Source organism: Lelliottia sp. WB101, assembly GCF_003051885.1.
In the GTDB taxonomy this organism is placed as follows: Bacteria; Pseudomonadota; Gammaproteobacteria; order Enterobacterales; family Enterobacteriaceae; genus Enterobacter; species Enterobacter nimipressuralis.
This window is the reverse complement of record NZ_CP028520.1, coordinates 3,020,624-3,047,226: the sequence shown is the minus strand read 5'-3', so window position 1 is coordinate 3,047,226 and position 26,603 is coordinate 3,020,624. Positions and strand designations below refer to the sequence as shown.

General features: G+C 52.5%; 29 protein-coding genes and 2 pseudogenes. 15 read left to right on the top strand and 16 right to left on the bottom strand.

The genetic code is table 11. From position 1 onward, the window contains the following. The first annotated feature begins 1 nt into the window (after position 1). On the top strand, positions 2-1,195 hold the full coding sequence (gene trpB / locus DAI21_RS14690) for a tryptophan synthase subunit beta (protein ID WP_107703445.1): 1,194 nt from the start codon (positions 2-4) through the stop codon (positions 1,193-1,195). Beyond that, positions 1,195-2,004 (top strand): tryptophan synthase subunit alpha, encoded by an 810-nt coding sequence (gene trpA / locus DAI21_RS14685; RefSeq protein ID WP_107703444.1) that lies wholly within the window; start codon positions 1,195-1,197, stop codon positions 2,002-2,004. Before trpB ends, trpA begins: the two co-directional genes overlap by 1 nt. A gap of 32 nt (positions 2,005-2,036) precedes the next feature. Here trpA and DAI21_RS14680 read toward each other — a convergent pair whose 3' ends face one another. Then, on the bottom strand, positions 2,037-2,489 hold the full coding sequence (locus tag DAI21_RS14680) for a MarR family winged helix-turn-helix transcriptional regulator (protein ID WP_107703443.1): 453 nt from the start codon (positions 2,487-2,489) through the stop codon (positions 2,037-2,039). 73 nt (positions 2,490-2,562) lie between these two features. Between DAI21_RS14680 and DAI21_RS14675 the strand changes: the two genes are divergently transcribed. The 4 genes from DAI21_RS14675 (at position 2,563) to DAI21_RS14660 (ending at position 5,567) form a co-directional block, all read left to right on the top strand. Then, entirely contained in the window at positions 2,563-3,510 is a 948-nt protein-coding gene (locus tag DAI21_RS14675; RefSeq protein WP_107703442.1) for a zinc-binding alcohol dehydrogenase family protein, read from the top strand. A 160-nt stretch (positions 3,511-3,670) separates the two neighbouring features. Next, the gene (gene yedE, locus DAI21_RS14670) at positions 3,671-4,882 is read left to right on the top strand and encodes a selenium metabolism membrane protein YedE/FdhT (protein ID WP_107703441.1); all 1,212 of its coding nucleotides are present in this window, start codon (positions 3,671-3,673) and stop codon (positions 4,880-4,882) included. Then, a complete protein-coding gene (yedF, locus tag DAI21_RS14665) occupies positions 4,879-5,112 on the top strand; it encodes a sulfurtransferase-like selenium metabolism protein YedF (protein ID WP_100779956.1) in 234 nt (77 codons plus the stop codon). Before yedE ends, yedF begins: the two co-directional genes overlap by 4 nt. Positions 5,113-5,252: 140 nt before the next feature. Continuing rightward, the gene (locus tag DAI21_RS14660; protein WP_107703440.1) at positions 5,253-5,567 is read left to right on the top strand and encodes a PTS sugar transporter subunit IIB; all 315 of its coding nucleotides are present in this window, start codon (positions 5,253-5,255) and stop codon (positions 5,565-5,567) included. A 57-nt stretch (positions 5,568-5,624) separates the two neighbouring features. Here the strand turns inward: DAI21_RS14660 and ompW are convergent, their stop codons facing one another. Continuing rightward, a complete protein-coding gene (gene ompW, locus DAI21_RS14655; protein WP_100779954.1) occupies positions 5,625-6,260 on the bottom strand; it encodes an outer membrane protein OmpW in 636 nt (211 codons plus the stop codon). Between the two features lie 174 nt (positions 6,261-6,434). Here ompW and DAI21_RS14650 point away from each other — a divergent pair. The 4 genes and pseudogenes from DAI21_RS14650 to yciA all read left to right on the top strand — a co-directional run. Continuing rightward, positions 6,435-6,521, top strand: a pseudogene (locus DAI21_RS14650) (YkgJ family cysteine cluster protein); the annotation flags it as partial. A gap of 25 nt (positions 6,522-6,546) precedes the next feature. Then, a complete protein-coding gene (locus DAI21_RS14645; RefSeq protein ID WP_107703439.1) occupies positions 6,547-7,290 on the top strand; it encodes a YciC family protein in 744 nt (247 codons plus the stop codon). 31 nt (positions 7,291-7,321) lie between these two features. Beyond that, the gene (locus tag DAI21_RS14640) at positions 7,322-7,861 is read left to right on the top strand and encodes a septation protein A (RefSeq protein ID WP_107703438.1); all 540 of its coding nucleotides are present in this window, start codon (positions 7,322-7,324) and stop codon (positions 7,859-7,861) included. Between the two features lie 127 nt (positions 7,862-7,988). After that, positions 7,989-8,387 carry an acyl-CoA thioester hydrolase YciA gene (gene yciA, locus DAI21_RS14635; protein WP_100779951.1) on the top strand — a complete coding sequence of 133 codons (399 nt, stop codon included), beginning with the start codon at positions 7,989-7,991 and terminating at the stop codon, positions 8,385-8,387. Between the two features lie 29 nt (positions 8,388-8,416). On the opposite strand, the gene tonB is transcribed toward yciA, so the two are convergent. Beyond that, positions 8,417-9,124, bottom strand: coding sequence for a TonB system transport protein TonB (tonB, locus tag DAI21_RS14630; protein WP_107703437.1), 708 nt, complete (start codon positions 9,122-9,124; stop codon positions 8,417-8,419). A gap of 221 nt (positions 9,125-9,345) precedes the next feature. Here tonB and DAI21_RS14625 point away from each other — a divergent pair, with 221 nt between their 5' ends. After that, positions 9,346-9,642: a YciI family protein gene (locus DAI21_RS14625; protein WP_100779949.1), complete on the top strand. Its 297-nt coding sequence runs from the start codon at positions 9,346-9,348 to the stop codon at positions 9,640-9,642. Positions 9,643-9,785: 143 nt separating this feature from the next. Here the strand turns inward: DAI21_RS14625 and DAI21_RS14620 are convergent, their stop codons facing one another. From DAI21_RS14620 to DAI21_RS22970, 5 genes are all read right to left on the bottom strand, one after another. Further along, positions 9,786-10,178 (bottom strand): cell envelope integrity TolA C-terminal domain-containing protein, encoded by a 393-nt coding sequence (locus DAI21_RS14620; protein WP_234419480.1) that lies wholly within the window; start codon positions 10,176-10,178, stop codon positions 9,786-9,788. Between the two features lie 57 nt (positions 10,179-10,235). Next, a complete protein-coding gene (gene leuE / locus DAI21_RS14615) occupies positions 10,236-10,871 on the bottom strand; it encodes a leucine efflux protein LeuE (RefSeq protein WP_100779948.1) in 636 nt (211 codons plus the stop codon). Positions 10,872-10,937: 66 nt separating this feature from the next. Beyond that, positions 10,938-11,348: an Exc2 family lipoprotein gene (locus tag DAI21_RS14610; RefSeq protein WP_107703436.1), complete on the bottom strand. Its 411-nt coding sequence runs from the start codon at positions 11,346-11,348 to the stop codon at positions 10,938-10,940. A gap of 17 nt (positions 11,349-11,365) precedes the next feature. Beyond that, positions 11,366-11,494, bottom strand: coding sequence for a KPN_01571 family protein (locus DAI21_RS23490; RefSeq protein ID WP_213015980.1), 129 nt, complete (start codon positions 11,492-11,494; stop codon positions 11,366-11,368). Between the two features lie 122 nt (positions 11,495-11,616). Then, positions 11,617-11,790 carry a YciY family protein gene (locus DAI21_RS22970; RefSeq protein WP_087892605.1) on the bottom strand — a complete coding sequence of 58 codons (174 nt, stop codon included), beginning with the start codon at positions 11,788-11,790 and terminating at the stop codon, positions 11,617-11,619. 143 nt (positions 11,791-11,933) lie between these two features. Between DAI21_RS22970 and cls the strand changes: the two genes are divergently transcribed. Both cls and DAI21_RS14600 read left to right on the top strand, forming a co-directional pair. Further along, the gene (gene cls / locus DAI21_RS14605) at positions 11,934-13,394 is read left to right on the top strand and encodes a cardiolipin synthase (protein WP_100779946.1); all 1,461 of its coding nucleotides are present in this window, start codon (positions 11,934-11,936) and stop codon (positions 13,392-13,394) included. A 34-nt stretch (positions 13,395-13,428) separates the two neighbouring features. Beyond that, positions 13,429-13,758, top strand: a complete 330-nt coding sequence (locus tag DAI21_RS14600; RefSeq protein ID WP_100779945.1) for an HI1450 family dsDNA-mimic protein — start codon at positions 13,429-13,431, stop codon at positions 13,756-13,758. 30 nt (positions 13,759-13,788) lie between these two features. Here DAI21_RS14600 and DAI21_RS14595 read toward each other — a convergent pair. The 7 genes and pseudogenes from DAI21_RS14595 to DAI21_RS14560 all read right to left on the bottom strand — a co-directional run bounded on the left by DAI21_RS14595 (position 13,789) and on the right by DAI21_RS14560 (position 21,721). Next, a pseudogene (locus DAI21_RS14595) lies at positions 13,789-14,624 on the bottom strand (ion transporter). Between the two features lie 48 nt (positions 14,625-14,672). After that, on the bottom strand, positions 14,673-15,677 hold the full coding sequence (oppF, locus tag DAI21_RS14590) for a murein tripeptide/oligopeptide ABC transporter ATP binding protein OppF (protein ID WP_100779943.1): 1,005 nt from the start codon (positions 15,675-15,677) through the stop codon (positions 14,673-14,675). After that, the gene (locus DAI21_RS14585; protein ID WP_107703435.1) at positions 15,674-16,687 is read right to left on the bottom strand and encodes an ABC transporter ATP-binding protein; all 1,014 of its coding nucleotides are present in this window, start codon (positions 16,685-16,687) and stop codon (positions 15,674-15,676) included. The genes oppF and DAI21_RS14585 overlap by 4 nt, the downstream gene beginning before the upstream one ends. A gap of 11 nt (positions 16,688-16,698) precedes the next feature. Further along, positions 16,699-17,607 carry an oligopeptide ABC transporter permease OppC gene (gene oppC / locus DAI21_RS14580; RefSeq protein WP_102103881.1) on the bottom strand — a complete coding sequence of 303 codons (909 nt, stop codon included), beginning with the start codon at positions 17,605-17,607 and terminating at the stop codon, positions 16,699-16,701. 14 nt (positions 17,608-17,621) lie between these two features. Beyond that, a complete protein-coding gene (gene oppB, locus DAI21_RS14575) occupies positions 17,622-18,542 on the bottom strand; it encodes an oligopeptide ABC transporter permease OppB (protein WP_100779940.1) in 921 nt (306 codons plus the stop codon). Positions 18,543-18,666: 124 nt separating this feature from the next. Then, positions 18,667-20,301: an oligopeptide ABC transporter substrate-binding protein OppA gene (oppA, locus tag DAI21_RS14570; RefSeq protein WP_107703434.1), complete on the bottom strand. Its 1,635-nt coding sequence runs from the start codon at positions 20,299-20,301 to the stop codon at positions 18,667-18,669. A 772-nt stretch (positions 20,302-21,073) separates the two neighbouring features. Next, positions 21,074-21,721, bottom strand: coding sequence for a YchE family NAAT transporter (locus tag DAI21_RS14560; protein WP_100779937.1), 648 nt, complete (start codon positions 21,719-21,721; stop codon positions 21,074-21,076). 486 nt (positions 21,722-22,207) lie between these two features. Between DAI21_RS14560 and adhE the strand changes: the two genes are divergently transcribed. Then, a complete protein-coding gene (gene adhE / locus DAI21_RS14555; protein WP_100779936.1) occupies positions 22,208-24,889 on the top strand; it encodes a bifunctional acetaldehyde-CoA/alcohol dehydrogenase in 2,682 nt (893 codons plus the stop codon). An 81-nt stretch (positions 24,890-24,970) separates the two neighbouring features. On the opposite strand, the gene tdk is transcribed toward adhE, so the two are convergent. Next, positions 24,971-25,585: a thymidine kinase gene (gene tdk, locus DAI21_RS14550; RefSeq protein WP_100779935.1), complete on the bottom strand. Its 615-nt coding sequence runs from the start codon at positions 25,583-25,585 to the stop codon at positions 24,971-24,973. 549 nt (positions 25,586-26,134) lie between these two features. On the opposite strand from tdk, the gene hns reads away from it, so the two are divergent. Next, on the top strand, positions 26,135-26,548 hold the full coding sequence (gene hns / locus DAI21_RS14545; RefSeq protein WP_008502781.1) for a histone-like nucleoid-structuring protein H-NS: 414 nt from the start codon (positions 26,135-26,137) through the stop codon (positions 26,546-26,548). Positions 26,549-26,603: the final 55 nt, after the last annotated feature.

The following is a 26,603-nucleotide window of genomic DNA, read 5'->3' as shown; positions in this document are numbered from 1 at the left end:
AATGACAACTTTATTAAATCCCTATTTTGGTGAGTTTGGTGGCATGTATGTGCCGCAGATTTTGATGCCTGCCCTGCGCCAGCTTGAAGAAGCGTTTGTCAGCGCACAGAAAGATCCGGCTTTCCAGGCGGAATTTACCGACCTGCTGAAAAACTACGCGGGCCGCCCGACGGCGCTGACCAAATGCCGTAACCTGACCGAAGGCACAAGCACCACCCTGTACCTCAAACGTGAAGATCTGCTCCACGGCGGCGCGCACAAAACCAACCAGGTGCTGGGCCAGGCGCTGCTTGCCAAGCGGATGGGCAAAACCGAAATCATCGCCGAGACCGGTGCAGGTCAGCACGGCGTGGCATCAGCGCTCGCCAGCGCCCTGCTCGGCCTGAAATGCCGTATTTACATGGGTGCGAAGGATGTAGAACGTCAGTCACCGAACGTGTTCCGTATGCGTCTGATGGGTGCCGAAGTGATCCCGGTACACAGTGGCTCTGCCACGCTGAAAGATGCCTGTAACGAAGCGCTGCGCGACTGGTCTGGCAGCTACGATACCGCGCACTACATGCTTGGTACCGCTGCGGGTCCACACCCGTTCCCGACCATCGTGCGTGAATTCCAGCGCATGATCGGGGAAGAGACCAAAGCGCAGATCCTCGAAAAAGAGGGGCGTCTGCCGGATGCGGTTATCGCCTGCGTCGGCGGTGGTTCCAACGCCATCGGCATGTTTGCTGATTTTATCGATGACGAAAGTGTGGGCCTGATCGGTGTCGAACCTGCGGGTCACGGCATTGAAACCGGCGAGCACGGTGCGCCGCTGAAACATGGCCGCGTGGGTATTTACTTCGGCATGAAGTCGCCGATGATGCAAACCGACGAAGGCCAGATTGAGGAGTCTTACTCCATCTCCGCCGGGCTGGATTTCCCGTCCGTCGGGCCGCAGCACGCGCATCTGAACAGCATCGGTCGCGCGGATTATGTCTCGATTACCGATGATGAAGCGCTGGAAGCGTTCAAAACCCTGTGCCGCAACGAAGGGATTATCCCGGCGCTGGAGTCTTCTCACGCGCTGGCTCATGCGCTGAAGATGATTAAAGAAAACCCGGAAAAAGAGCAGCTGCTGGTGGTTAACCTTTCCGGTCGCGGTGACAAAGATATCTTCACCGTTCACGATATTCTGAAAGCACGAGGGGAAATCTGATGGAACGCTACGATAACGCATTTGCTGAACTGAAAGCCCGCAAGGAAGGCGCGTTTGTTCCCTTCGTCACGCTGGGCGATCCAGGCCCGGAGCAGTCGCTGAAAATTATCGACACCTTAATTGCTGCGGGTGCCGATGCGCTGGAGCTGGGGATCCCGTTCTCCGATCCGCTGGCGGATGGCCCGACCATTCAGAACGCCACCCTGCGCGCCTTTGCCGCGGGCGTGACCCCGACCCAGTGCTTTGAGATGCTGGCGGCAATCCGTCAGAAGCATCCGACCATTCCGATTGGCCTGTTGATGTATGCCAACCTGGTCTTCAGCAAAGGTATCGATAATTTCTACGCCGAATGTGCACGCGTGGGCGTTGATTCGGTGCTGGTCGCCGATGTGCCGGTAGAAGAGTCTGCACCGTTCCGTCAGGCGGCGATGCGTCACAACGTCGCGCCGATTTTCATCTGCCCGCCAAACGCCGATGACGAACTGCTGCGTCAGATTGCCTCTTACGGTCGCGGGTATACCTATCTGCTGTCGCGCGCGGGCGTTACCGGTGCGGAAAACAAAGCGGCGCTTCCCCTGCATCATCTGGTGGAAAAACTGGCCGAGTATCACGCTGCCCCTCCTCTGCAGGGCTTCGGAATTTCATCGCCAGAGCAGGTCACCGCAGCGATTTATGCCAATGCCGCAGGCGCTATCTCCGGATCGGCGATTGTGAAAATTATCGAGCGCAACGTCGATAAGCCAGAGCAGATGCTGACTGAACTGCACGACTTCGTCACCGCGATGAAAGCGGCGACGCGCAAGGGCTGAGTGTTCTGACCGTCTGGTGACCCGCCAGACGGTTATTCCCCTTTAATACTGTTCGCGTATTTACGCACCAGCCGAAACAGACTCCCCACCTCGTCCTCCTGCCAGTCGCTGAAAATCTGGTTCATCAGCGTCATACGCGCCTGCGCGATTTTCATCGTTAACGCTTTTCCTTGCGCCGAGGTGGATACTTCGGAAACCCGTTTATCCGTCGCGCCTGGCTTTTTCTGCACCAGCGCTTGTGCCTCCAGCCGTTTAACCTGGCGACTGACAGTGGTGTAATCGCGCCCCAGCCTGTCGGCAAGCTCGACCACGCCCAGCGGGCCGTAGCGGTCGATGGTGATGAGCAACGGGAACAAAATTTGATCCAGCGAAACGCCCGCCTCCGACAGCAAGGTGTTGTCGCGTTGCGGCTGATTCATCACGCCCATGATATCCAGCAGCGCGCCGTGAAAATCCGTGACATCGTATTTATGTGCATATTGCATATATTTTCCTGGCGAGTATAGTGCTCTAAAAGATATGTGCATTTTACACATATCCCACAACAGGAGAAAGTGTATGAAAGCAGCCGTTGTTTATGATCCGCTCGCTGGGCCGGTTTACGCCGATTTTGCAACACCCCACGCTGAGCCAGGCCAGCACCTCGTTCGCGTTACCGCCTCGGCAATCAGCCATGTGGTGAAAAGCCGGGCCTCCGGTAAGCACTACAGTTTTGACGGCACACTGCCCTTTATCGCCGGGATCGACGGAACGGGCGTCACCGAAGCAGGTCAGCGCATCTATTTTGCGTTTCCGCCGTCCCCCTGGGGCAGCATGGCGGAGTTTGCCCCAGTCGATGTGAATCTCTGTATTCCCTTACCTGAGGCGCTGGACGACGCCACCGCCGCCGCGATGGCGAATCCGGGGATGTCGGCGTGGGCCGCACTGGTGACGCGCGCGCAGTTTCAGCCAGGTGAGACCGTACTTATCAACGGGGCCACGGGCAGTGCCGGGCAGCTTGCGGTGCAAATTGCCCGCTACCGTGGCGCCGGGAAGATCATCGTCACGGGACGCAATCCGCAGGCATTGTCCCGCCTCAATGCGGATGTGAGCATACTGCTGAATGACGATAACGCGCGCATCGGACAAGCGTTTGCTGAACAGGCGGCCCAGCAGATTGATGTGGTGATCGACTATCTGTGGGGGCAGAGCGCGCTCGCTATTCTCAACGCCCTGGCAAAACATACGCCAGGGCTGACGCTGGTGCGTTTTGTTCAGGTCGGCTCACTTTCCGGCGCGGAGATTGCGCTGCCGAGCGCGGTGCTGCGCGCCTCTCCGATTCAGTTAATGGGCAGCGGGATTGGTAGCCTGTCGCTGGCACAACTTATTCAGGCAACGGGTGAGATGTTTCAGGCGGCAGTTCCGGGTGGATTCACGATCGCCACCACCAGGGCACGGCTGGAAGATGTCGCTCAGGCGTGGTCACAGGATGACAGCAAAAAACGCACGGTGTTTGTGATGAACTGATGGCAAACGGCAGAGCCTCTACGCCTTAAGGGTGAGGACAAAATTGATCGGGTCGAGCTTTTGGGTGAACGACACTTTTCAAATAGGATCGTAAGAGTATGATCCCCCTTCTTTTCGGCTCTCTGCCGTTTTAAATCCTTCTGAGTTCAGAGGTTTACACATGTCATGGCAACACTTCAAACAGGCTTATCTGATTAAGTTCTGGTCCCCTGTTCCTGCAGTCATCGCTGCGGGTATTCTCTCTACCTACTATTTTGGCATTACCGGCACCTTCTGGGCGGTCACGGGTGAATTTACCCGCTGGGGCGGACAGCTTTTGCAGCTGGCGGGCGTGCATGCCGAAGAGTGGGGTTATTTTAAGCTGATTCATCTGGAGGGCACCCCGCTCACCCGCATCGACGGGATGATGATTATCGGTATGTTCGGCGGCTGTTTTGCGGCGGCGCTATGGGCCAATAACGTCAAACTGCGTATGCCCCGCAGCCGTATTCGTATTGCGCAGGCCATCGCGGGCGGAATTATCGCCGGGTTTGGCGCGCGTCTGGCGATGGGGTGCAACCTGGCGGCCTTCTTCACGGGTATTCCTCAGTTTTCCCTGCATGCCTGGTTTTTCGCCGTGGCGACCGCCATCGGTTCTTACTTTGGCGCGCGTTTCACGCTGCTGCCCATCTTCCGCATTCCGGTCAAAATGACCAAAGTCAGCGCCGCCTCACCGCTCACGCAAAAACCGGATCAGGCGAAACGCCGTTTCCGTCTGGGGATGCTGGTCTTTTTCGCGATGATTGCTTGGGCACTGTGTACCGCATTTAATCAGCCAAAACTGGGGCTGGCGATGCTATTTGGCGTCGGTTTTGGGCTGCTGATTGAGCGCGCGCAAATCTGCTTTACCTCGGCGTTCCGCGATATGTGGATCACCGGGCGTACCATGATGGCAAAAGCGATCATTGCCGGGATGGCGGTCAGCGCCATCGGTATTTTCAGCTATGTGCAGCTGGGAGTGGAGCCAAAAATCATGTGGGCCGGCCCGAATGCAGTGATTGGCGGTTTGCTGTTTGGCTTCGGTATTGTGCTGGCGGGCGGATGCGAAACCGGCTGGATGTACCGTGCTGTAGAAGGACAGGTGCACTACTGGTGGGTCGGTCTCGGCAACGTCATCGGCTCGACTATTCTGGCCTATTACTGGGACGATCTCTCGCCTGCACTCGCCACCAGCTGGGATAAGGTCAATCTGCTGAACACCTTTGGTCCGTTGGGCGGGCTACTGGTCACCTACGCCCTGCTGTTTATCGCTTTTTTACTGGTTATCGCCCAGGAGAAACGATTCTTTCGTCGCACCGCGCGTAACACTGAAGCACAGGAGAATATGGCATGACGCAAATTGTCCCTGATTATCGCCTCGATATGGTTGGCGAACCTTGTCCGTACCCGGCCGTCGCCACCCTCGAAGCCCTGCCGCAACTGAAGAAAGGGGAAATTCTGGAGGTGGTGAGCGATTGTCCTCAGTCGATCAATAACATTCCGCTGGATGCCAAAAATCACGGCTACACCGTGTTGGATATTCAGCAGGACGGCCCGACCATTCGCTATTTGATTCAGAAGTAACGCCCCCCTGACAACGTTCCCCACCGGGAACGTTGTTCCCTCGCATTGCCGATGAAAAAACAACCAACACGTTGCGTTAGCTCTCATTTTCTTTTTATCGCGAAGAATACTGTATCCACAGTTTCCATGAGGATAATCTGATGAAAAAGTTACTGATATGTTGTCTGTTCGGCAATACCGCCCAGTCGCTTGCCAGGAAAATGCAGCATGCTGCTGATGCGCGCGGAATGAAACTGCTGATAAGCGCCGTCGGGCTGGATAATTTCGCCAGCGTCGCCCCGGCTTTTGACGCTTTCCTGGTCGCGCCGCATATTCAATATAAGCTTGAAGAATTACGGGCAGTGATTGGCGAAGGCCAGCCGATCACGGTTATCGAAAGCTATCCGTTTGCCTCACTGGACGGTGAGAAAGTGCTGGAGTTTGTACTTAAGCATATGCCGGAGCTGGTGGCATAGCGTTGATCAATGAAAACTGGCCGCAGTACGACCAGTTTTTTACGAGCGTCGAAGCAATCAGAAACGATAACCCGCCGAGAACATAAACACCCATGGGTCCAGGCGCGTATGGACACTCTGCTGTTCGCCGCCAGCCTTGAAGCGCACGTCGGTGTCGATATCCATATACCAGACGGACATGTTCAGCAGCCAGTCGCGATTGATAAGATAATCCAGCCCGACCTGTCCCGCAGCACCCCAGGAATCTTTCAGACTCAGATCGGAAAGACCATTCTCTTTACCCGTATCGTTAAACTTCTCGTCGAAGAAGGTGGTGTAGTTCACACCTGCACCGATATACGGACGCACTTTGCTGCTGGCATCACCGAAGTACCACTGAGCCATCAGGGTTGGCGGGAGCTGATGAACCGTTGCAATATTTCCCGTCGGACCGGTGCCGACTTTGTGGCGGAATGGCGTTGCCGCCAGAAGTTCAATACCGACATTTTCCGTTGCCATATAGGTGAACGTCAGGCCCAGTTGGGTATTGTTGCTGACGTTAAAGCCGCCCAGACTCCCCAGTACATTGTCCGATCCCTCTGTCGGGCGAACCGTTGCCGAACCCGCACGAATAAAGAACTCGCCCGCTTCATGTGCGTACGCACCGCCAGAAATACTGCTTAAGATCAGGGCTGCCACTGCTAACTTTTTCATATCCGCTCCATCGTTGTGGTTTTATTGGCGCGGTGAATATACTCATAAATAAGTAACAAGTGATCTAACTCAGATCACACTTGGTCTGGTAATTTAACATTCATTGATCCAGATTAATTTTTGCCGTGCAAACAGACACGCATATCCTCGTCTCAGGTCAATTTTGCAAAATGACCGAGGCTTTACAAAGATATGCTTTTCCATACAAGTCATGGTGCTGCCACGACAGAGTTATCCAGGGTACAATTGCCCGCTTATTAATACCTGCAATACTCAAGGAGAGTGCATGTCTATCACGGCGAAGTCCGTCTACCGTGACACGGGGAATTTCTTCCGCAATCAGTTCATTACTTTTTTACTGATCGCCTTGCTTTGCGCGTTTATCACGGTGGTGCTTGGCCATGCGTTTTCGCCGAGTGATGATCAAATTGCCACCCTGAGCCAGGGCGATCATCTCGCCGGCAGCGGCGGGCTGTTTGATCTGGTTCAGAACATGACGCCAGAACAGCAGCAGATTTTGCTGCGCGCCTCTGCGGCATCGACCTTCTCGGGTTTGATCGGTAATGCGATTCTGGCGGGCGGTGTCTTGCTGATGGTTCAGCTCATTTCTGCGGGACATCGCGTCAGCGCCCTGCGCGCCATCGGTGCCAGCGCGCCTGTACTGCCTAAACTGTTCATCCTGATCTTTTTGACCACCATGCTGGTGCAGATTGGGGTGATGCTGGTGGTCGTGCCGGGTGTATTACTGGCAATTATCCTCTCGTTCGCCCCGGTGATGCTGGTGCAGGACAAAATGGGAATATTTACAGCCATGCGCAGCAGTGCAAAACTGGCATGGGCAAATATGCGCCTGGTGGCCCCGGCGGTGATCAGCTGGCTGCTGGCTAAAACCCTGCTGCTGCTGTTTGCGCCGAACTTTGCGGTATTGACGCCAAACGTCGGTGCGGTGGTTGCTAACACGCTTAGTAACCTGATTTCAGCCGTGTTGCTGGTCTATTTATTCCGCCTGTATATGTTGATTCGCCAATAGTCTCCCTGAAAGCAGATAATGGAATCGAAGAATGAAGCAGTTTCTTGATTTTTTACCGCTGGTCGTGTTTTTCGCGTTTTACAAGCTCTACGACATCTATGCCGGCACAGCCGCGTTAATCGTCGCGACGGCCGTGGTGTTGATTTACAGCTGGGTGCGTTATCGTAAAGTCGAAAAAATGGCGCTGATCACCTTTGTACTGGTGGCGGTGTTTGGTGGATTAACCCTGTTCTTCCATAACGATGAATTTATCAAATGGAAAGTGACGGTCATTTACGCGCTGTTCGCGGGTGCGCTTCTGTTCAGCCAGTGGGTGATGAACAAACCGCTGATTCAGCGCATGCTCGGCAAAGAGATCAACCTTCCTCAGGAAGTGTGGTCGCGCCTGAATATCGCCTGGGCGCTGTTCTTTATCCTCTGCGGGCTGGCGAATATCTACATTGCGTTCTGGCTGCCGCAGAATATCTGGGTCAACTTCAAGGTCTTTGGCCTGACGGCGTTGACGCTGATTTTCACGCTGCTCAGCGGTGTGTATATTTATCGTCATATGCCTCAGGACGATAAGCACTAAAATTGAAGGCCAGGCAGCGTGCTGTCTGGCCTTTTCTCTTCCCGACCGTTTGCTTTTCGTATTTCCCACCAGCTGTAAATCATAGTAGCATCCCGCCTGTCGTCTTCCGTAACGAGCTTAAGAAACAATGACAACAACGAATGACGCCCCTCAGGGCGAACTGGTTTTACGCACACTTGCTATGCCTGCCGACACCAATGCGAACGGTGACATCTTTGGCGGGTGGTTAATGGCCCAGATGGACATGGGTGGCGCGATCCTCGCAAAAGAGATCGCACATGGCCGCGTGGTGACGGTCAGAGTCGACGGGATGACGTTTTTACGTCCGGTCGCAGTGGGTGATGTTGTGTGCTGCTACGCACGCTGCGTCAAACGCGGTAACACGTCGATATCGATCAATATTGAAGTCTGGGTGAAGAAGGTCTCTTCCGAGCCGATTGGCCAGCGCTACAAGGCGACTGAAGCGCTGTTTATCTATGTCGCGGTGGACAATCAGGGCAAACCTCGCCCACTGCCACAGGTATAAAAAAAGCCTCCATCTGGAGGCTTTCTTGTTTATTCCATCTGCGCCCCGCCGTTCAGGCGGAAGACGATGTTAACGATAAGTCCATTCCCCGGCTTGCCAGGCTCGTAGCGCCATTTACGCATCGCGGCTTTCACTTCTCGCTCGAACATGTTTGCTGGTTGCGCCGAGAGCACTTCGACGTTATCGACACGGCCATCCGCGGTCACGTCAAACTTCACACGCAGACGCCCCTCAATGCGCAGGGCCTGTGCACGCGCAGGATACTGCGGCTGATTACGGCTCATCGCGCGCGGACCAGAAGGAGCAGACACCACCGGCTTCGCCGTCGTCGGTGAACTATTCATGACCGGTTTCGCGGGTGCGGTGTTCTGGGTTGACTGCACCGCGCGGGGTTCGACCGGACGCTCCTCGACCTTTTTCACCGGCTTCGGTTTTGGCTTCGGCTTAGGTTTTGGCTCCGGCTTGTGGATCACCACGGGCGCTTCTTTCGGCGGTTCCGGAACAATTTCAGGTTCGGGTTCTGGCTCAGGCTCGACAACCGGCTCCGGCGGAGGCGGAACCACCTGCGGCTCCAGGTCTGCTGGCGACACCATCGTCACAGAAATCGGCTGCGCAGGTGCTGGCATTTCAATAACCTGATGAACCGAAGTGTAGAGCAGCGCCGCCACGACAGCGCCGTGGATCACAACGGACAGTAGCGTCGGCCAGGGAAAGCGGCGAGGTAAATCGAGGGTCATCGAAGTCATAATCGTTACAGTTAAAAAACCAGACCCTGATTTTAAATGCAAATAGCAATCATATTCAATAAGACACTCCATCTTCTCGCGATTTAACTGCTCGCGAGGCCAAAAAAGGCGCATCTTTGTTATGGTTTTAACAAGGTCGTTATCTTTACATTGCAGTCATCGATGCTTTCACATAACGTAATTGACACTTTTTATGGCTAAGGAGCTCCGCCGTGCTTTACGTGATTTACGCTGAAGATGTTGCCGATTCTCTGGAAAAACGACTTTCCGTGCGCCCTGCCCATCTCGCGCGTCTGCAACTGTTACATGACGAAGGAAAATTACTGACCGCCGGCCCGATGCCCGCAGTGGATAGCAACGATCCCGGTGCGGCTGGCTTTAGCGGTTCTACGGTCATTGCGGAGTTTGAATCGCTGGAAGCTGCACAGTCCTGGGCCGAAGCAGACCCATACGTCGCGGCAGGGGTTTATGAGAAAGTGACGGTAAGACCGTTCAAGAAAGTGTTTTAAGGTGAGGGGAAGGCGCCCGCAGGCGCTTTTCCTATATCGTCATCACGATTGCATTGATACCAAAAGCCCCGCCAGTATGCGCGGGGCTTTTATTTTTTACATGACGCAACAGTGCAGGAAAAAAGTAATCCCCCTCACCTCATTCACTCCCCGCGCATACTAAAACCGGCTCTGCGGAAGTCTCGATATACTTCGGGATTGGTGAATGCCGGGAATTTAGCTTTCTGGGCTGCGGATTTGAGTGCTTCGCAATAGCCTTTATTGCCGTCGCTGGTCGATATGTTTAACGCCGTGCCATCCTCTGCAAACTGGATGTGCAACCTGCATTGCTTCCCTTTCCAGCGCTGGGGATCCACAAGTTCGGTATTAATAGCATCTCTGATGGCTCGCGCCTGTGCGCCCCACTCATCCTTGTCATCCCAGCGGCCGGAACTGCAATCACCCGTTGCGGTGGTTTTATGGCATCCGGACGGATGTAACGGTGCGCAGCCCGAGACCAGGCTTATCAGAATGGCGAGCATAAGAATCTTATTCATGTAAAACCTTTAATATCGTCCTGCCAACCGCTTTCACGTTTGGCGGGACGATGGTTCTCAATGTAATGACGCGAGTCGCGCCGCAAAGCCCACAAACAGCAAACCGATCAAGCCATTTCCCAGCTTCGCCAGTTTCTTTTTGGTTTTCAGGTAGCGGGTCACAAACGCGCCGGAGAAGATCAGGAAACTCATGTACATAAAGCTGATAAGCTCAAGAGTGGTCGCGAGGATCAGGAAAGAGGTGCCGGTGTTTTTCGCGCTGACGTCGATGAACTGCACGAAGAATGAGACGTAGAACAGAATCGCTTTAGGATTGGTCAGGCTCAATACCAGCGAGCGTTTCATAATCATGCTCGCGGGTTCCGTTCCCCCGGCTTGCGCGCTATTTTTATGCGTCATCACTGACCAGAGCATTTTGCCACCCAGCCACAGCAGATAGAGCGCACCGAGATAGCGGACGATGTTGAATAACACCGGTGTGGTCTGGATCAGCGCAGCGACTCCTGCCCACGCCAGAAACATCAGTACCGCATCACCGATGAAAACTCCCGTGGCGGCGAGATAACCTTTTTTCACCCCGTGGCCGATGCCAGTTTTTAAAACAAACAACGTATTCGGGCCAGGCACCAGCACAATAAAGAAAGCACCCACAACATAAGTCCAAAAATTGAGAACACCAAACTCCGCAAACACCACCCGCTCCTTTTATCAAATAAATGAAAATGCCGCAGCTAAGCGGCATTTCAGGGTTAACTTTCGCTATTGTACGCCGTTATACCCGTCAAGATAAGACGCTGCCAGCTCATTCCCGAACAGCTTCGCATCTTTCTCTTCCATATCAGATGACCACTGATCGCTCTTATTACCCGTAAAGCTGTTATTAGTTTTGACGCCTTTCAGCACCTGATCGCGGATACTTTGCGCATACTCATTGGCTTCCACCAGGGTGCGCCCCGCTTTACGGTCCGTTTTGCCCTGCTCGTAGAGCTCGCGGAACTGCGGCACATTCAGACGATAATTGAGCTGTTGGCTGTTGGCGAAATTTCCACCGACAAAATTCGATTGATGAGAAACGAAGTAATAAGCGTGTCTTTCAGGTGCGGTTTTACTGTTGGCGCATCCGACGAGGACCGTCACGGCCATGAGTGCGGCGAGGTATTTACTGTTCATCCCTTTTTATTTCCCTTTTATATGTTCCACTGCATCATCCAGGCACCGACAAAATCAACCAGCCCTGAAAATGATGACAATCCCAAACTTTCCCTGAGCGCATCCAGCGCAAAAAGCACAACCAATACCCACAGGAATGGATTCATCTGTTTTTATTCAATGCATTATGTAGGTGAATTATATCTGAACAGCAGGGGGCGAAGGATACTGCGAAAATTGATAGTTATGCGGGAAACATCAGGCACCTGTCACGGTGCCTTCAGGGTACTCAGAGATCGCGAACGGCAAACACCAGTGCATTACGGTGATGGCTTAGTCCACATTTTCTGATGGCGTGGATACGCATATTGCGGCGGGACTGAGCCTCAAGCCAGCGGGCTTTACGACGACTCATTTGTCGCAACATGCGCCAGCGCCCTACTTCCGTTCTGCTGCGCTTCATGTCTACAACTCTTTCCTTAACAGAGACGCCATTATAAACACCTGCCCACGGTAAACCAGCGCTTTTACCCACCCTTTTTATTTGCCAGATCAATTCTGATGCGTACACTCATAACAATACGCTTTCAAAAGGATTTTTTATTTATGACAACCTTCTACACCGTGGTGAGTTGGCTGGTCATTCTGGGATACTGGCTGCTGATCGCAGGTGTGACACTTCGCATCCTGATGAAACGCCGGGCCGTCCCTTCTGCCATGGCCTGGCTTTTGATCATCTACATCCTGCCGCTGGTAGGAATTATCGCATATCTCTCCTTTGGTGAATTGCATCTGGGTAAGCGCCGCGCCGAGCGCGCGCGCGCCATGTGGCCGTCGACGGCAAAATGGCTGAACGACCTGAAATCCTGCAAACATATTTTCGCCCAGGAGAACAGCAGCGTCGCCTCGTCACTGTTCAAACTTTGCGAACGTCGTCAGGGAATTGGCGGCGTCAAAGGCAACCAGCTGCAGTTACTCACTACCTCCGACGATGTGATGCAGGCGCTGATCCGCGATATCCAGCTCGCCCGACATAATATCGAGATGGTGTTCTATATCTGGCAGCCCGGCGGAATGGCCGACCAGGTAGCGGAATCGCTGATGGCGGCATCGCGCCGGGGTATTCACTGCCGTCTGATGCTCGATTCCGCCGGCAGCGTGGCGTTCTTCCGTAGCCCTTGGGCGACCATGATGCGTAATGCCGGCATTGAAGTTGTCGAAGCGCTGAAGGTAAATCTGCTGCGTGTGTTCCTGCGCCGCATGGATTTACGCCAGCATCGTAAGATGATCATGATCGACAACTATATTGCCTACACCGGCAGCATGAACATGGTCGATCCACGCTTCTTTAAACAGGACTCTGGCGTGGGTCAGTGGGTCGATTTAATGGCGCGTATGGAAGGCCCTGTTGCCACGGCGATGGGGATTGTTTACTCCTGCGACTGGGAAATCGAAACCGGCAAACGCATTCTGCCGCCGCCGCCCGACGCTAACATCATGCCGTTTGAGCAAGAGAGCGGCCATACCATTCACACCATCGCATCGGGGCCTGGATTTCCTGAGGATTTAATCCACCAGGCGCTGCTCACGGCAGCGTATTCTGCGCGTGAATATCTGATCATGACTACGCCCTACTTTGTCCCGAGCGACGATCTGCTCCATGCGATTTGCACCGCCGCACAGCGCGGTGTGGATGTCAGCATTATTATGCCGCGTAAAAACGATTCGGTTCTGGTGGGCTGGGCCAGCCGGGCCTTCTTTAGCGAACTGCTGGCAGCGGGTGTCAAAATTTATCAGTTTGAAGGGGGCTTGCTGCATACCAAGAGTGTGCTGGTCGACGGCGAACTGAGCCTGGTCGGTACGGTGAATCTGGATATGCGCAGCCTGTGGCTCAATTTTGAAATTACACTGGTGATTGATGACGTCGGTTTTGGTGGCGATCTGGCGGCGGTGCAGGACGATTATATCTCCCGCTCGCGCCTGTTGGATGCGCATCTCTGGATGAAACGTCCGCTGTGGCAGCGGATCACCGAACGACTGTTTTACTTCTTTAGTCCGTTGCTGTAAAACGTGCCCAACGATGTTTTAACAGGTAATCATCATGGAAATGGATCTGAACAATCGCCTGACTGAAGACGAAACCCTTGAGCAGGCCTACGACATTTTTCTCGAACTGGCGATGGACAATCTCGATCCCGCAGACGTGATCCTCTTCAATCTGCAATTTGAAGAGCGCGGCGGCGCAGAGCTGTTTGACCCGTCCGAAGACTGGGCCGAGCACGTCGATTTCGACCTCAACCCGGACTTCTTCGCCGAAGTGGTGATTGGGCTGGCCGATACTGACGGCGGCGAGATTAACGATATTTTTGCCCGCGTGCTGTTGTGCAGGGAAAAAGATCACAAACTGTGCCACATCCTCTGGCGCGAATAACAAAAAGGCTGCGATGGCAGCCTTTTTTATTTAGTCCGGTAGTTCACTCCCACAGCGATTACAAAACCGCGCGCTGTGCTCATGGCTCGCCTGCTGGCATCTCGGGCACTTACGCTGCTGCTGACGATTCTGAAATGCCGCGCTCATGTGAGTGGTAATCAGACCGGTCGGGATAGCAATCACCGAGTAACCAATCAAAATCAGCACCGACGCCACGATCCTGCCGAGCGGCGTGTGGGGAGTAATATCCCCGTAGCCCACGGTCGTCACGGTGACAATCGCCCAGTACACCGACGCATTCAGCGTGGTGAAACCGTAAGTCGGCCCTTCAATCAGATACATCAGCGCGCCGAAAACCACCATCACAATCGCGATAAACGAATAGAACAGGATCAGTTGATGGCGGGCGCTATAAATGGCTTTCCAGAACACGCGTAATGACGGCATAAAACGCAGCAGTTTCAGGACGCGCAGCACGCGGATGGCGCGCATCGCTCGCCACGCAAAAACATAATTGATGCTGATTTCAGGCCACAGCCACATTACATACAGCGGCAGAATCGTCGCTAAATCAATAATCCCCAGAAGCTGAACACATATTTCGCCGGATTTGCCCAGCTGAACAGGCGCAGGAAATACTCCAGGGTAAATATCAGGGTGACAAACAGCTCCAGCCAGACGAACAGATGCCATTCATCAAGCGTAAGGTGATATTGCGTCCCCAGACCGGATTCAATAAAGATGATGAATACGCTGAGAAGCGCAAACAGGCCGCACAATCCTTCGAAGCGACGCCCGGAGCGGGTGTTAGGATCGAATAGCAGGCGATAGGTCTTACGCCGTACAGAAGAAACGGATATCGACACGTTAACCTCGCAAAAGAAGAAGGGCTGACATCATGTCAGCCCTTGCGATTATAACGGGTCTACTTTCAGGCAGGAAACCGCATGTCGGAAACTTCCTTCCAATACAGGCCGGGTTTGCGCACATTCCGGCCCCGCCATTGGACAACGCGTGCGGAACACGCAGCCAGACGGCGGGTTGATCGGCGAAGGCAGCTCCCCTTCCAGAAGCTGGATCACTTTATTTTTTTCCAGATCCGGGTCGGGAACCGGCACCGCAGACATCAGCGCTTTGGTATACGGGTGCAGCGGGTTGTGATAGACCTCATCATAGGTGCCCAGCTCCACCGCATGGCCAAGATACATCACCAGTACGCGGTCGGAGATGTGTTTCACCACCGCCAGGTCGTGGGCGATGAAAATCAGCGACAGCCCCATTTCACGCTGCAATTTCTGCAGCAGGTTCACCACCTGCGCCTGAATCGACACGTCCAGTGCTGAAACCGGTTCGTCACAGATAATCAGCTTTGGCTCCAGAATCAGCGCGCGGGCAATGCCGATACGCTGACACTGACCGCCAGAAAACTCGTGCGGATAGCGGTTGATAAGGTTCGGCAGCAGGCCCACTTTCATCATCATCGCTTTCACGCGGTCGCGAACTTCCTGACGCGGCATTTTTGGATGATAGGTGCGAAGCGGCTCAGCAATGATATCGCCGATGTTCATACGCGGGTTCAGGGAGGCAAGCGGATCCTGGAAAATCATCTGGATGTCACTGCGCACCGCGCGCCACTCTTCTTGTTTCATTCCCAGCAGGTCTTTACCAAGCCAGGCCACTTTGCCGTCCGTCGCTTTGACCAGGCCGATAATGGCGCGGGCAAAGGTCGACTTTCCGCAGCCGGACTCGCCGACCACGCCCAGAGTCTCCCCTTCGTAAAGACGCAGGGTGACGCCATCGACGGCTTTCAGGGTTTTCGACGGCTGCCAGAACCACTGCTTGCCGTCTTTAATATCGAAATGCACTTTTAGGTCAGCGATTTCGAGCAAGACATTTCTTTTTTCGTCAATGGCGTTCATACCAGCTCCTCATGCGGCTTAAAGCAGGCGCGCAGACGGCCTGGTGCAAACTCTTCCAGCGGGGGTGCGCTGTTGCAGATTTCCATCGCGTACTGGCAGCGAGGCTGGAACGGGCAGCCTTTCGGCAGACGCAGCAGGTTTGGCGGGTTGCCGGGAATGGTCAGCAGGGATTCGCCTTCCGCATCGAGACGCGGAACTGCATTCAGCAGGCCGATAGAGTACGGGTGCGCAGGATGATAGAACACATCGCGCGCCCTGCCGTACTCCATGGTACGACCGGCATACATCACCAGCACTTTGTCACAGATGCCGGCCACGACGCCGAGATCGTGGGTAATCATGATGATCGCGGTGTTGAACTCACGCTTCAGTTCGTTCAGCAGGGTCATGATCTGTGCCTGAACGGTCACGTCCAGCGCGGTGGTAGGTTCATCGGCGATCAGCAGTTTTGGCCGACACAGCAGTGCCATGGCGATCATTACGCGCTGGCGCATCCCACCGGAAAACTCGTGCGGGAACATGCGCATGCGTTTACGCGCTTCTGGCATTTTGACTGCGTCCAGCATTCTCACTGACTCTTCGAACGCCTCTGCTTTGTTCATGCCTTTATGCAGCATCAGGACTTCCATCAGCTGCTCGCCCACACGCATATACGGGTTCAGCGAGGTCATTGGGTCCTGGAAAATCATCGAAATCTGTTCTGCGCGCAGCTTGTTCAGCTCGTGCTCAGGCAGATTCAGAATGTTTTTGCCGTTAAAGGAGGCGGTTCCCCCGATGCGGCCATTCGGTGCCAGCAGCCCCATCAGCGCAAAGGCGGTTTGCGATTTACCGGAGCCGGATTCACCGACGATACCCAACGTTTCACCGGCCCGCAGATCGAAATTCAGATCGTTGACGGCAGTAACGTCGCCATCCGGGGTTTTAAAGGTGACGCGCAGATCTTTGACATCCAGCAGCACGTTTTGCTGCTTTTGCGCCTGTGGCGCAGCTGCCGTTTCAATAATAGTCATCGCGGCACTCCTTAACGGTCTTTCGGGTCGAGGGCATCACGCAGGCCATCGCCGATAAAGTTGAAACAGAACAGGGTTACCACCAGGAAACCAGCCGGGAACAGCAGCAGCCACGGAGAGACTTCCATGGAGTTTGCGCCATCGCTTAACAATGCGCCCCAGCTGCTCAGCGGCTCCTGGGTACCCAGACCGAGGAAGCTCAGGAAGGATTCAAACAGGATCATGCTGGGTACCAGCAGTGATGCGTACACCACGACCACGCCGAGCACGTTTGGCACGATATGGCGCACCACAATCCCGCTGACGGAGACACCGCCCACCTGGGCTGCTTCGATAAATTCTTTACGCTTCAGGCTCAGCGTCTGGCCGCGCACGATACGCGCCATATCCAGCCAGGAAACCATCCCGATAGCCACAAAGATCAGCAGGATGTTTTGTCCAAAGAAGGTCACCAGCAGAATAACGAAGAACATAAACGGGAAGGAGTTCAGGATTTCCAGCAGACGCATCATCACGGAATCCACTTTGCCGCCGAGGTAACCGGAAAGCGAGCCGTAAAGTGTGCCGACGATCACCGCTACCAGCGCCGCAGCGATACCGACCATCAGAGAGATACGGCCACCGATCGCCACGCGCACCAGCAGGTCGCGCCCGGAGGAGTCCGTACCAAAATAGTGGCCGGAAACCATATCGGGAGCACTGGACATCATGCCCCAGTCAGTATCGAAATAGGTGAACTGCGATAACATCGGGGCCAAGGCCACGAACAGCGCAATACAGATCAACACGACCAGACTGGCGACGGCAGCACGGTTATGCATAAAGCGACGGCGGGCGTCCTGCCACAGGCTGCGCCCTTCGACTTCAAGTTTCTCAGTGAAGTTTTCCAGCGCCTCGCTGTTTTTCTTACTCAACATCATGGCGTGCTCCAGCGCTAGTAGCGAATTTTCGGGTCGATAACGGCATACAGCACATCGACAATGGCGTTAAACAGAATGGTCAGTGCACCGACCAGGATCGTAAGGCTGAGCACCAGCGAGTAGTCACGGTTCAGGGCACCATTCACAAACAGCTGACCGATACCCGGCAGGCCGTAAATGGTTTCAATGACCATGGAACCCGTGATGATCCCAACGAACGCAGGGCCCATATAGGAGAGCACAGGCAGCAGCGCAGGTTTTAACGCATGACGGAGAATGATGCGGTGCATCGGCAGGCCTTTCGCCCGCGCGGTACGAATAAAGTTGGAGTGGAGCACTTCAATCATCGAACCACGGGTAATACGGGCAATACTGGCGATATAGGCCAGAGACAGCGCCACCATCGGCAGAATCATGAATTTTAGCGCCCCGCCGTTCCAGCCGCCTCCGGGCAGCCATTTGAGCGTGATGGCAAATATCATCACCAGTAACGGTGCCACCACAAAGCTCGGGATAACCACCCCGGTCATGGCGATCCCCATTACCGTGTAGTCCCATCGGGTGTTTTGTTTCAGCGCGGCAATGACGCCTGCGGTGACCCCTAGGACAACGGCCAGAATAAACGCCGCTGCGCCTAACTTAGCCGACACGGGGAAGCTCGATGCGACGAGGTCATTAACGGAATAGTCTTTATATTTAAACGAAGGACCAAAATCGCCCTGCGCCAGCTGCTTCAGATAATTGAAGTACTGCGTGGAGATAGGATCGTTTAAATGGTATTTGGCTTCGATGTTTGCCATGACTTCTGGCGGCAGTGCGCGCTCGCTGGTAAACGGACTACCTGGTGCGAGTCGCATCATGAAGAATGAAATCGTAATGAGAATAAAAAGCGTCGGTATCGCTTCAAGACAGCGACGTAGGATAAATTTCAACATTGCCCGTACCTTCTGGCGTGTGCCTTTTACACAAGCTCGTTCAGTCGTTCCTGAATGATGCCGTGTATATTGTGCGATGAATTAAGACACGGTGGGGCAAATGACTTTGCCCCACGGTTTGCCATTAATGCTTAATGATGTACAGATCTTTGGTGTAGATGTTATCCATCGGATCTTTACCGGTATAACCGCCAACCCATGGTTTCACCAGACGCGCGTTTACATAGTAGTAAACCGGTACAATCGCAGAGTCCTGACCCAACTGCTGTTCCGCTTTGTCGTACAGTGCAGTACGCTGCGCTTCATCAGTCACTTTCAGCGTATCTTTCATGATCGCGTCAAAGGCCGGGCTCTTATAGTGCGCGGTGTTCATTGAGCTGTCAGACAGCATGGTGTTCAGGAAGGAAGTCGGTTCGTTGTAATCCGCACACCAGCCCGCACGCGCCACGTCATAGTTGCCCTGATGACGGGTATCCAGGAAGGTTTTCCACTCCTGGTTCACTAGCTTCACATCCACACCCAGGTTTTTCTTCCAGATGGAGGAAGCCGCGATGGCCAGTTTTTTGTGCAGATCGGAGGTGTTGTACAGCAGGTTAAATGTCAACGGTTTATCAGCGGTGTAGCCTGCTTCAGCCAGCAGTTTTTTCGCTTCTTCGTTACGTTTTTCCTGAGTCCAGGAGAACCACTCTGGTTTGGTCAGTTTTGCACCGTCAGTATATGGCGGGGTGTAGCCGAACGCTGGCAGATCGCCCTGCGCTTTTACTTTGTTCACGATGATGTCGCGATCCAGACCCAGTTTCAGCGCGGTACGTACGCGAGCGTCATTGAATGGCGCTTTCTGGTTGTTGATTTCGTAGTAGTAAGTACACAGATACGGGTCAACGTGAACTTCGGTCGGGATCTCTTTTTTCAGTTTCTGGAACAGTTCGATCGGCAGATTGTTATAGGTCATGTCGATCTCACCGCTGCGGTAGCGGTTTACGTCGGTGACTTCAGACGAGATCGGCAGATAGGTAATCTGATCGACGATGGTTTTCGCGTTATCCCAGTAGTTGGTATTACGCTCCATCACGATACGCTCGTTAACCACCCAGTCTTTCAGCTTGTAGGCACCGTTGGTCACGATGTTCGCTGGCTGAGTCCATTTCTCACCGAATTTTTCGATAGCGGCTTTGTTGACCGGTGACATGGCCGGGTTAACCAGCAGTTTGTAGAAATACGGAACAGGTTCGCTCAGGGTCACTTCCAGCGTGTGGTCATCAACCGCTTTTACGCCCAGCTCAGAAGGTTTCTTTTTGCCGTCGATGATTTCATCAACGTTCAGGATGTGACCGTACTGCGGATAGCTGGCGTACGGGGATGCGGTGTTTGGATCCACCAGACGCTGCCAGCTGTATACGAAATCTTGTGCGGTGACAGGTTCACCGTTGGACCATTTTGCGTCTTTACGCAGGTGGAATGTCCAGACTTTAAAGTCTTTATTATCCCAGGATTCAGCTACGCCCGGGATCGGGTGACCGTCTTTGGTGGAGGTAATCAGTAGGCCTTCAAACAGGTCGCGGCTGATGTTTGCTTCAGGAACGCCTTCAATTTTGTTCGGATCCAGTGACTGTGGCTCGGCGCCATTGTTGCGGATCATGGTTTGCTTTTCTGACAGTATGACACCTGCAGGTACATCAGCAGCCATTGCCATATTACCTGCGATTAGCGCAGTGAAAATTCCTGCGGCAATCAGACTTTTTTTTGTGATGATGGACATTGTGTTGATACTCCACTCATTATAATTACTGGTTTTAATGCCAGCCTGTTTATTTCCCCTAAGGGGTCCTGAACAACGCAGGAGTTTAGCTGCTGTCAGGTCGTTTACTTCTTGCTATCACCGACTGTACTTATTACTGGTGGCTCGTTTGGCCGCCTTGCGTCGATTCTTAACACGCCTCCCCTGTTTTGAGGCGTGTGATGTCTCGTTGAGATGAGCGTTATATTTGAAAATCATTCTCATCTGGAAGAGTGCGTTGGCAAAATATAAGGCCGGAAAGTACCAAATGGCTTAATTTCGCGCCAATACATTTTGCAAATTTGTTAAGCAATTCTCTTTTACGGGGAGTCCCGTTTTTCTGGGGGGCGTCCTGCCACACATCAAAGGTAAAGAAACTACCAAATATTCAATGTGATAGAGAGTTTCCTCTCGCCAACCGCTGTGCTGTGGTCACCTCGGTGGGTTTTTGTACAAAAATTTAACAACTGATTATTATTTAGCACATTCGTCTAGGGGAATGTTGAAATTACTAATATCATTTCAGTTATCGCACAGCAAGCCCCAGAGTATCGTGTGAGTAAAATAACAGAGTGTTTGCGCGGTTTATGTTCAGGTCGTTTGAAAGGATAAAACTAAGTTACTGAAATGTAAGAAAACAGATTTATTAGCAGAATTTATTATGTCTTGTGAAGTTTTCAACTTTATTTATATGATTTGCTGATAATCACGAAAAAAAACGGAGCCACTGGCTCCGCTCTTTCATATGAAAACGTTAATTTAGTAACCCAGGGAAAATACTTTTTAGCCCGGTCACAATAAATTCGATCCCAAGCGCCATCAGCAACAGGCCCATAATACGGGTAATAACGTTAATGCCGGTCTGCCCCAGCAAACGCACCAGCCAGGGTGCAATTCGGAAAACGCCCCAGCAGCAGAGGGCAAACAGCGCAATCGCCACCGAAAAGCCAACCAGATGCACCCAGTTGTGGTAGCGGGTTCCCCAGACGATGGTCGAGCTGATTGCACCCGGTCCGGCCATCAACGGCAACGCCAGCGGCACAACGCCAATGCTTTCGCGCACCGCCGTTTCTGATTTTTCCTGCTTGTTCTGTTTATCCTCACCCAGCTTACCGCTGATCATCGACATGGCGATAGTCACCACCAGGATGCCGCCTGCGATTCGGAAGGAGTCGATGGAGATGCCAAAGATTTGCAGAATCGAATCACCGAGGAAAAGCGACGTCAGCAAAATGATGGCCACCGACAGGTTTGCCGTCAAATTGGTCTTATTTCTGGCAACCGCCGTCTGGTAACTGGTCATGCTAATGAAGACAGGAATGATCCCGACCGGGTTCACCAGCGCGAACAACCCGATAAAAAACTTAAAATAGGTAGAAAAATCAAAGAGCAATGGGGTCACAGTTAGCTCCGTAAATCAGCATGGCCCAGGCGACAGAATAAAGGGATAAAAACCGCGCTGAAGATACGCTTTTTATCAGCATACTTCACCAGAAATCTGCGCCAAAACGCTATGATTTTCATGTGTTATGTATTTGTGTAAGCAATGATAGTTTTGATTCCATTACTTTTGTAATTATTTAACACTTGATATGATTGTGCGAAATACCCGTGCTGAAAGGTATCAGCTTCGGTGTAAATTGATTTAGATCATGTTTTTCGTACTCAGAAGTGAGTAATCTGGGTGACACCAAAAGGGAGAGAAAGAAACAAAAAGGGATGATGCTAAAGTCAGGCTCTTTTAGTAAGTTAGTGCAAAGCGTTAACAGTAAACGAGACTAAACCTTTGTTTTACTGTGTGTTAAGCAAGTACTGGCACCTCGTCTATAATGTTGTCGTATCGAGCGCTGGTTTACTAAAAGAGTTTAAACATTATCAGGAGAGCATTATGGCTGTTACTAATATCGCTGAACTGAACGCACTCGTCGAGCGCGTCAAAAAAGCCCAGCGTGAATATGCCAATTTCACCCAAGAACAGGTTGATAAAATCTTCCGCGCCGCCGCACTGGCTGCTGCAGATGCTCGAATCCCTCTCGCTAAAATGGCCGTTGCCGAATCCGGCATGGGTATCGTAGAAGATAAAGTGATCAAAAACCACTTTGCTTCTGAGTATATCTACAACGCCTATAAAGATGAGAAAACCTGTGGCGTGCTGGCTGAAGACCACACCTTCGGTACCATCACCATTGCAGAACCTATCGGTATCATTTGCGGTATCGTTCCGACAACTAACCCGACTTCTACCGCTATCTTCAAATCTCTGATCAGCCTGAAGACGCGTAACGCCATCATCTTCTCCCCACACCCACGTGCTAAAGATGCGACTAACAAAGCCGCTGACATCGTACTGCAGGCAGCCATCGCTGCGGGTGCACCAAAAGATCTGATCGGCTGGATTGACCAACCTTCTGTTGAACTGTCAAACGCACTGATGCATCACCCGGACATTAACCTGATCCTGGCGACCGGTGGCCCAGGCATGGTTAAAGCAGCATACAGCTCTGGTAAACCAGCAATCGGCGTAGGCGCAGGTAACACGCCTGTTGTTATCGACGAAACGGCTGATATCAAACGTGCTGTTGCTTCTGTCCTGATGTCCAAAACCTTCGATAACGGCGTTATCTGTGCTTCTGAGCAGTCCGTTGTTGTGGTTGATTCTGTTTATGATGCAGTGCGCGAGCGCTTCGCAAGCCACGGCGGCTACCTGCTGCAGGGCAAAGAGCTGAAAGCGGTTCAGGACATCATCCTGAAAAATGGCGCACTGAACGCCGCCATCGTTGGTCAGCCAGCATACAAAATCGCTGAACTCGCAGGTTTCACCGTACCCGCTACCACTAAGATCCTGATCGGTGAAGTGAAAGTGGTTGATGAAAGCGAACCTTTCGCACACGAAAAACTGTCCCCTACTCTGGCTATGTACCGTGCGAAAGACTTCGAAGACGCAGTGGTCAAAGCAGAGAAACTGGTGGCAATGGGCGGTATCGGTCATACCTCTTGTCTGTACACCGACCAGGACAACCAGCCAGAACGCGTGAAATTCTTCGGCGACAAAATGAAGACCGCACGTATTCTGATTAACACCCCGGCTTCTCAGGGTGGTATCGGTGACCTGTACAACTTCAAACTCGCGCCTTCCCTGACTCTGGGTTGTGGTTCATGGGGTGGTAACTCCATCTCTGAAAACGTTGGTCCTAAGCACCTGATCAACAAGAAAACCGTTGCTAAGCGAGCTGAAAACATGTTGTGGCATAAACTTCCGAAATCTATCTACTTCCGCCGTGGCTCTCTGCCAATCGCGCTGGATGAAGTGATTACTGATGGCCACAAACGTGCGCTCATCGTGACTGACCGTTTCCTGTTCAACAACGGCTATGCAGACCAGATCACCTCTGTTCTGAAAGCGGCTGGCGTTGAGACTGAAGTCTTCTTTGAAGTTGAAGCAGACCCAACCCTCACCGTTGTTCGTAAAGGTGCGGAACTGGCGAACTCCTTCAAACCAGACGTGATCATCGCACTCGGTGGCGGTTCCCCAATGGACGCCGCGAAAATCATGTGGGTTATGTACGAGCACCCAGAAACGCACTTCGAAGAACTGGCGCTGCGCTTTATGGACATCCGTAAACGTATCTACAAGTTCCCGAAAATGGGCGTGAAAGCGAAAATGATCGCCGTCACCACCACTTCTGGTACCGGTTCTGAAGTGACTCCGTTTGCGGTTGTTACCGACGACGCAACCGGCCAGAAATACCCACTGGCTGACTACGCGCTGACCCCAGACATGGCTATCGTTGATGCCAACCTGGTCATGGATATGCCGAAATCACTGTGTGCATTCGGTGGTCTGGATGCAGTAACTCACGCCCTGGAAGCTTACGTTTCTGTACTGGCATCTGAGTTCTCTGACGGTCAGGCACTGCAGGCTCTGAAACTGCTGAAAGAAAACCTGCCAGCGTCTTACAACGAAGGGTCTAAAAACCCTGTTGCTCGTGAGCGTGTGCACAATGCCGCGACTATCGCAGGTATCGCGTTTGCTAACGCCTTCCTGGGTGTATGTCACTCCATGGCGCACAAGCTGGGCTCTCAGTTCCACATTCCTCACGGTCTGGCGAACGCCCTGCTGATTTCCAACGTTATCCGCTATAACGCGAATGACAACCCAACCAAGCAGACTGCATTCAGCCAGTACGACCGCCCAATGGCTCGTCGTCGCTACGCTGAAATCGCAGACCACCTGGGTCTGAGCGCTCCTGGTGACCGTACCGCTGCGAAGATCGAGAAACTGCTGGCATGGCTGGACAGCATCAAAGCTGAACTGGGTATTCCTAAGTCAATCCGTGAAGCGGGCGTTCAGGAAGCTGACTTCCTGGCACACGTTGACAAGCTGTCTGAAGATGCCTTTGATGACCAGTGTACTGGTGCGAACCCGCGCTACCCACTGATCTCCGAGCTGAAACAGATTCTGCTGGATACCTACTACGGCCGTGAGTTCCACGAAGACAACGCTGTTGCAGTGAAAACTGAAGCACCTGTTGTTCTTAAAGCTGACAAGAAAGTGAAGAAAAACGCTTAATTGCTTAGCCCAATAAAAAACCCGCCTCGGCGGGTTTTTTTATGTCTGTTGATTACTCTACAAACAAAGGGGAATAAGCTGTTATCGGCGAGAATTTTCCTGAATTGCCGTCAGTGAGCCGACAACCAGCGCTTCTTTATAATGCTTGCGGCATACCGAGATATAACGCTCATTGCCACCAATCACCACCTGCTCCCCTTCTGCGTACGGTTTCCCTTCCTGATCAAGACGAAGCACCATACTGGCTTTACGGCCACAGAAACAGATAGTTTTCAGTTCCACCAGCTTATCTGACCACGCCAGTAAATACTGGCTGCCAATAAACAGCTCTCCGCGGAAATCTGTGCGTAAACCATAGCAAAGCACGGGAATATCCAGCTGATCGACCACTTCAGATAACGCATGGACTTGCTCACGGGTCAGAAACTGGCTCTCGTCCACCAGAACGCAATGTACCGGCTTCTGCGCGTGTTCTGTGCCGATATCTTTTAGCAGGTCAGTCTCTTTATTAAACAGCGTTGCAGGCGACGACAGGCCGATACGTGAGCTCACCTTTCCGGCACCAAAGCGATCGTCAATCTCGGCGGTGTAGACGATAGCGCGCATACCCCTTTCTTGATAGTTATAAGCCGACTGTAGGAGCGCCGTGGACTTCCCTGCATTCATTGCGGAATAGTAAAAATAAAGTTGTGCCATTGGTCGTTAAACCCTAATCAATGTGTAATATTCCCGATGGTTGATTGTACCCTATTTTTCCCCCTTTCTCAGCGACGCTACGCACAGACTCAGCCTGAGAAGTAAAGTCAGGTTCCGGACGAAATGAGAAAATAGCATGTTAAAACAGGCAGTAATCACACCTGGACGTCATAAACCCTGACATTTCAACTTAAGCAAATCCTGATTTTTATAGTGGAATCAGCCGGCTTTAAAATTCAGTATTTATTAACTATCGGTGCGGTTAAACGGCTTTATGGGAGTAATACAAAAGGTTGATATTTATCCGGGGTAACTATAAGCGGTTAGAGATTTGTCACAAAACTAAACACTCTGGCCATCAGTTTATCCCATTAGCAGGGATATCAAATCCGTCTTTGGCGTAATGAAATTTAAGTTAGCGTCATTAATAATAGCGCCAGATATTAACTCTTTTTTGAATTCCTTACATTCCGACCTATTGCACATCTGAAATTATCACTCTATTATTAGGACAACAAACCAACCCAATATAAGTTTGAGATTACTACAATGAGCGAAGCACTTAAAATTCTGAACAACATCCGTACTCTTCGTGCGCAGGCAAGAGAATGCACCCTCGAAACGCTGGAAGAAATGCTGGAAAAATTAGAAGTTGTTGTAAACGAACGTCGTGAAGAAGAAAGCGCTGCTGCTGCTGAAATCGAAGAACGCACTCGTAAACTGCAGCAATATCGCGAAATGCTGATTGCAGATGGTATCGATCCAAACGAATTACTGAACAGCATGGCTGCTGCTAAGACCGGTACTAAAGCTAAACGCGCTGCTCGCCCGGCTAAATATAGCTACGTTGACGAGAACGGCGAAACTAAAACCTGGACTGGCCAGGGCCGTACCCCAGCAGTAATCAAGAAAGCCATGGATGAGCAAGGCAAACAACTGGACGATTTCCTGATCAAGGATTAATCACCCCGCCTTCAGAAAAATCCCGTTTATACGGGATTTTTTATGCCTGTAATTT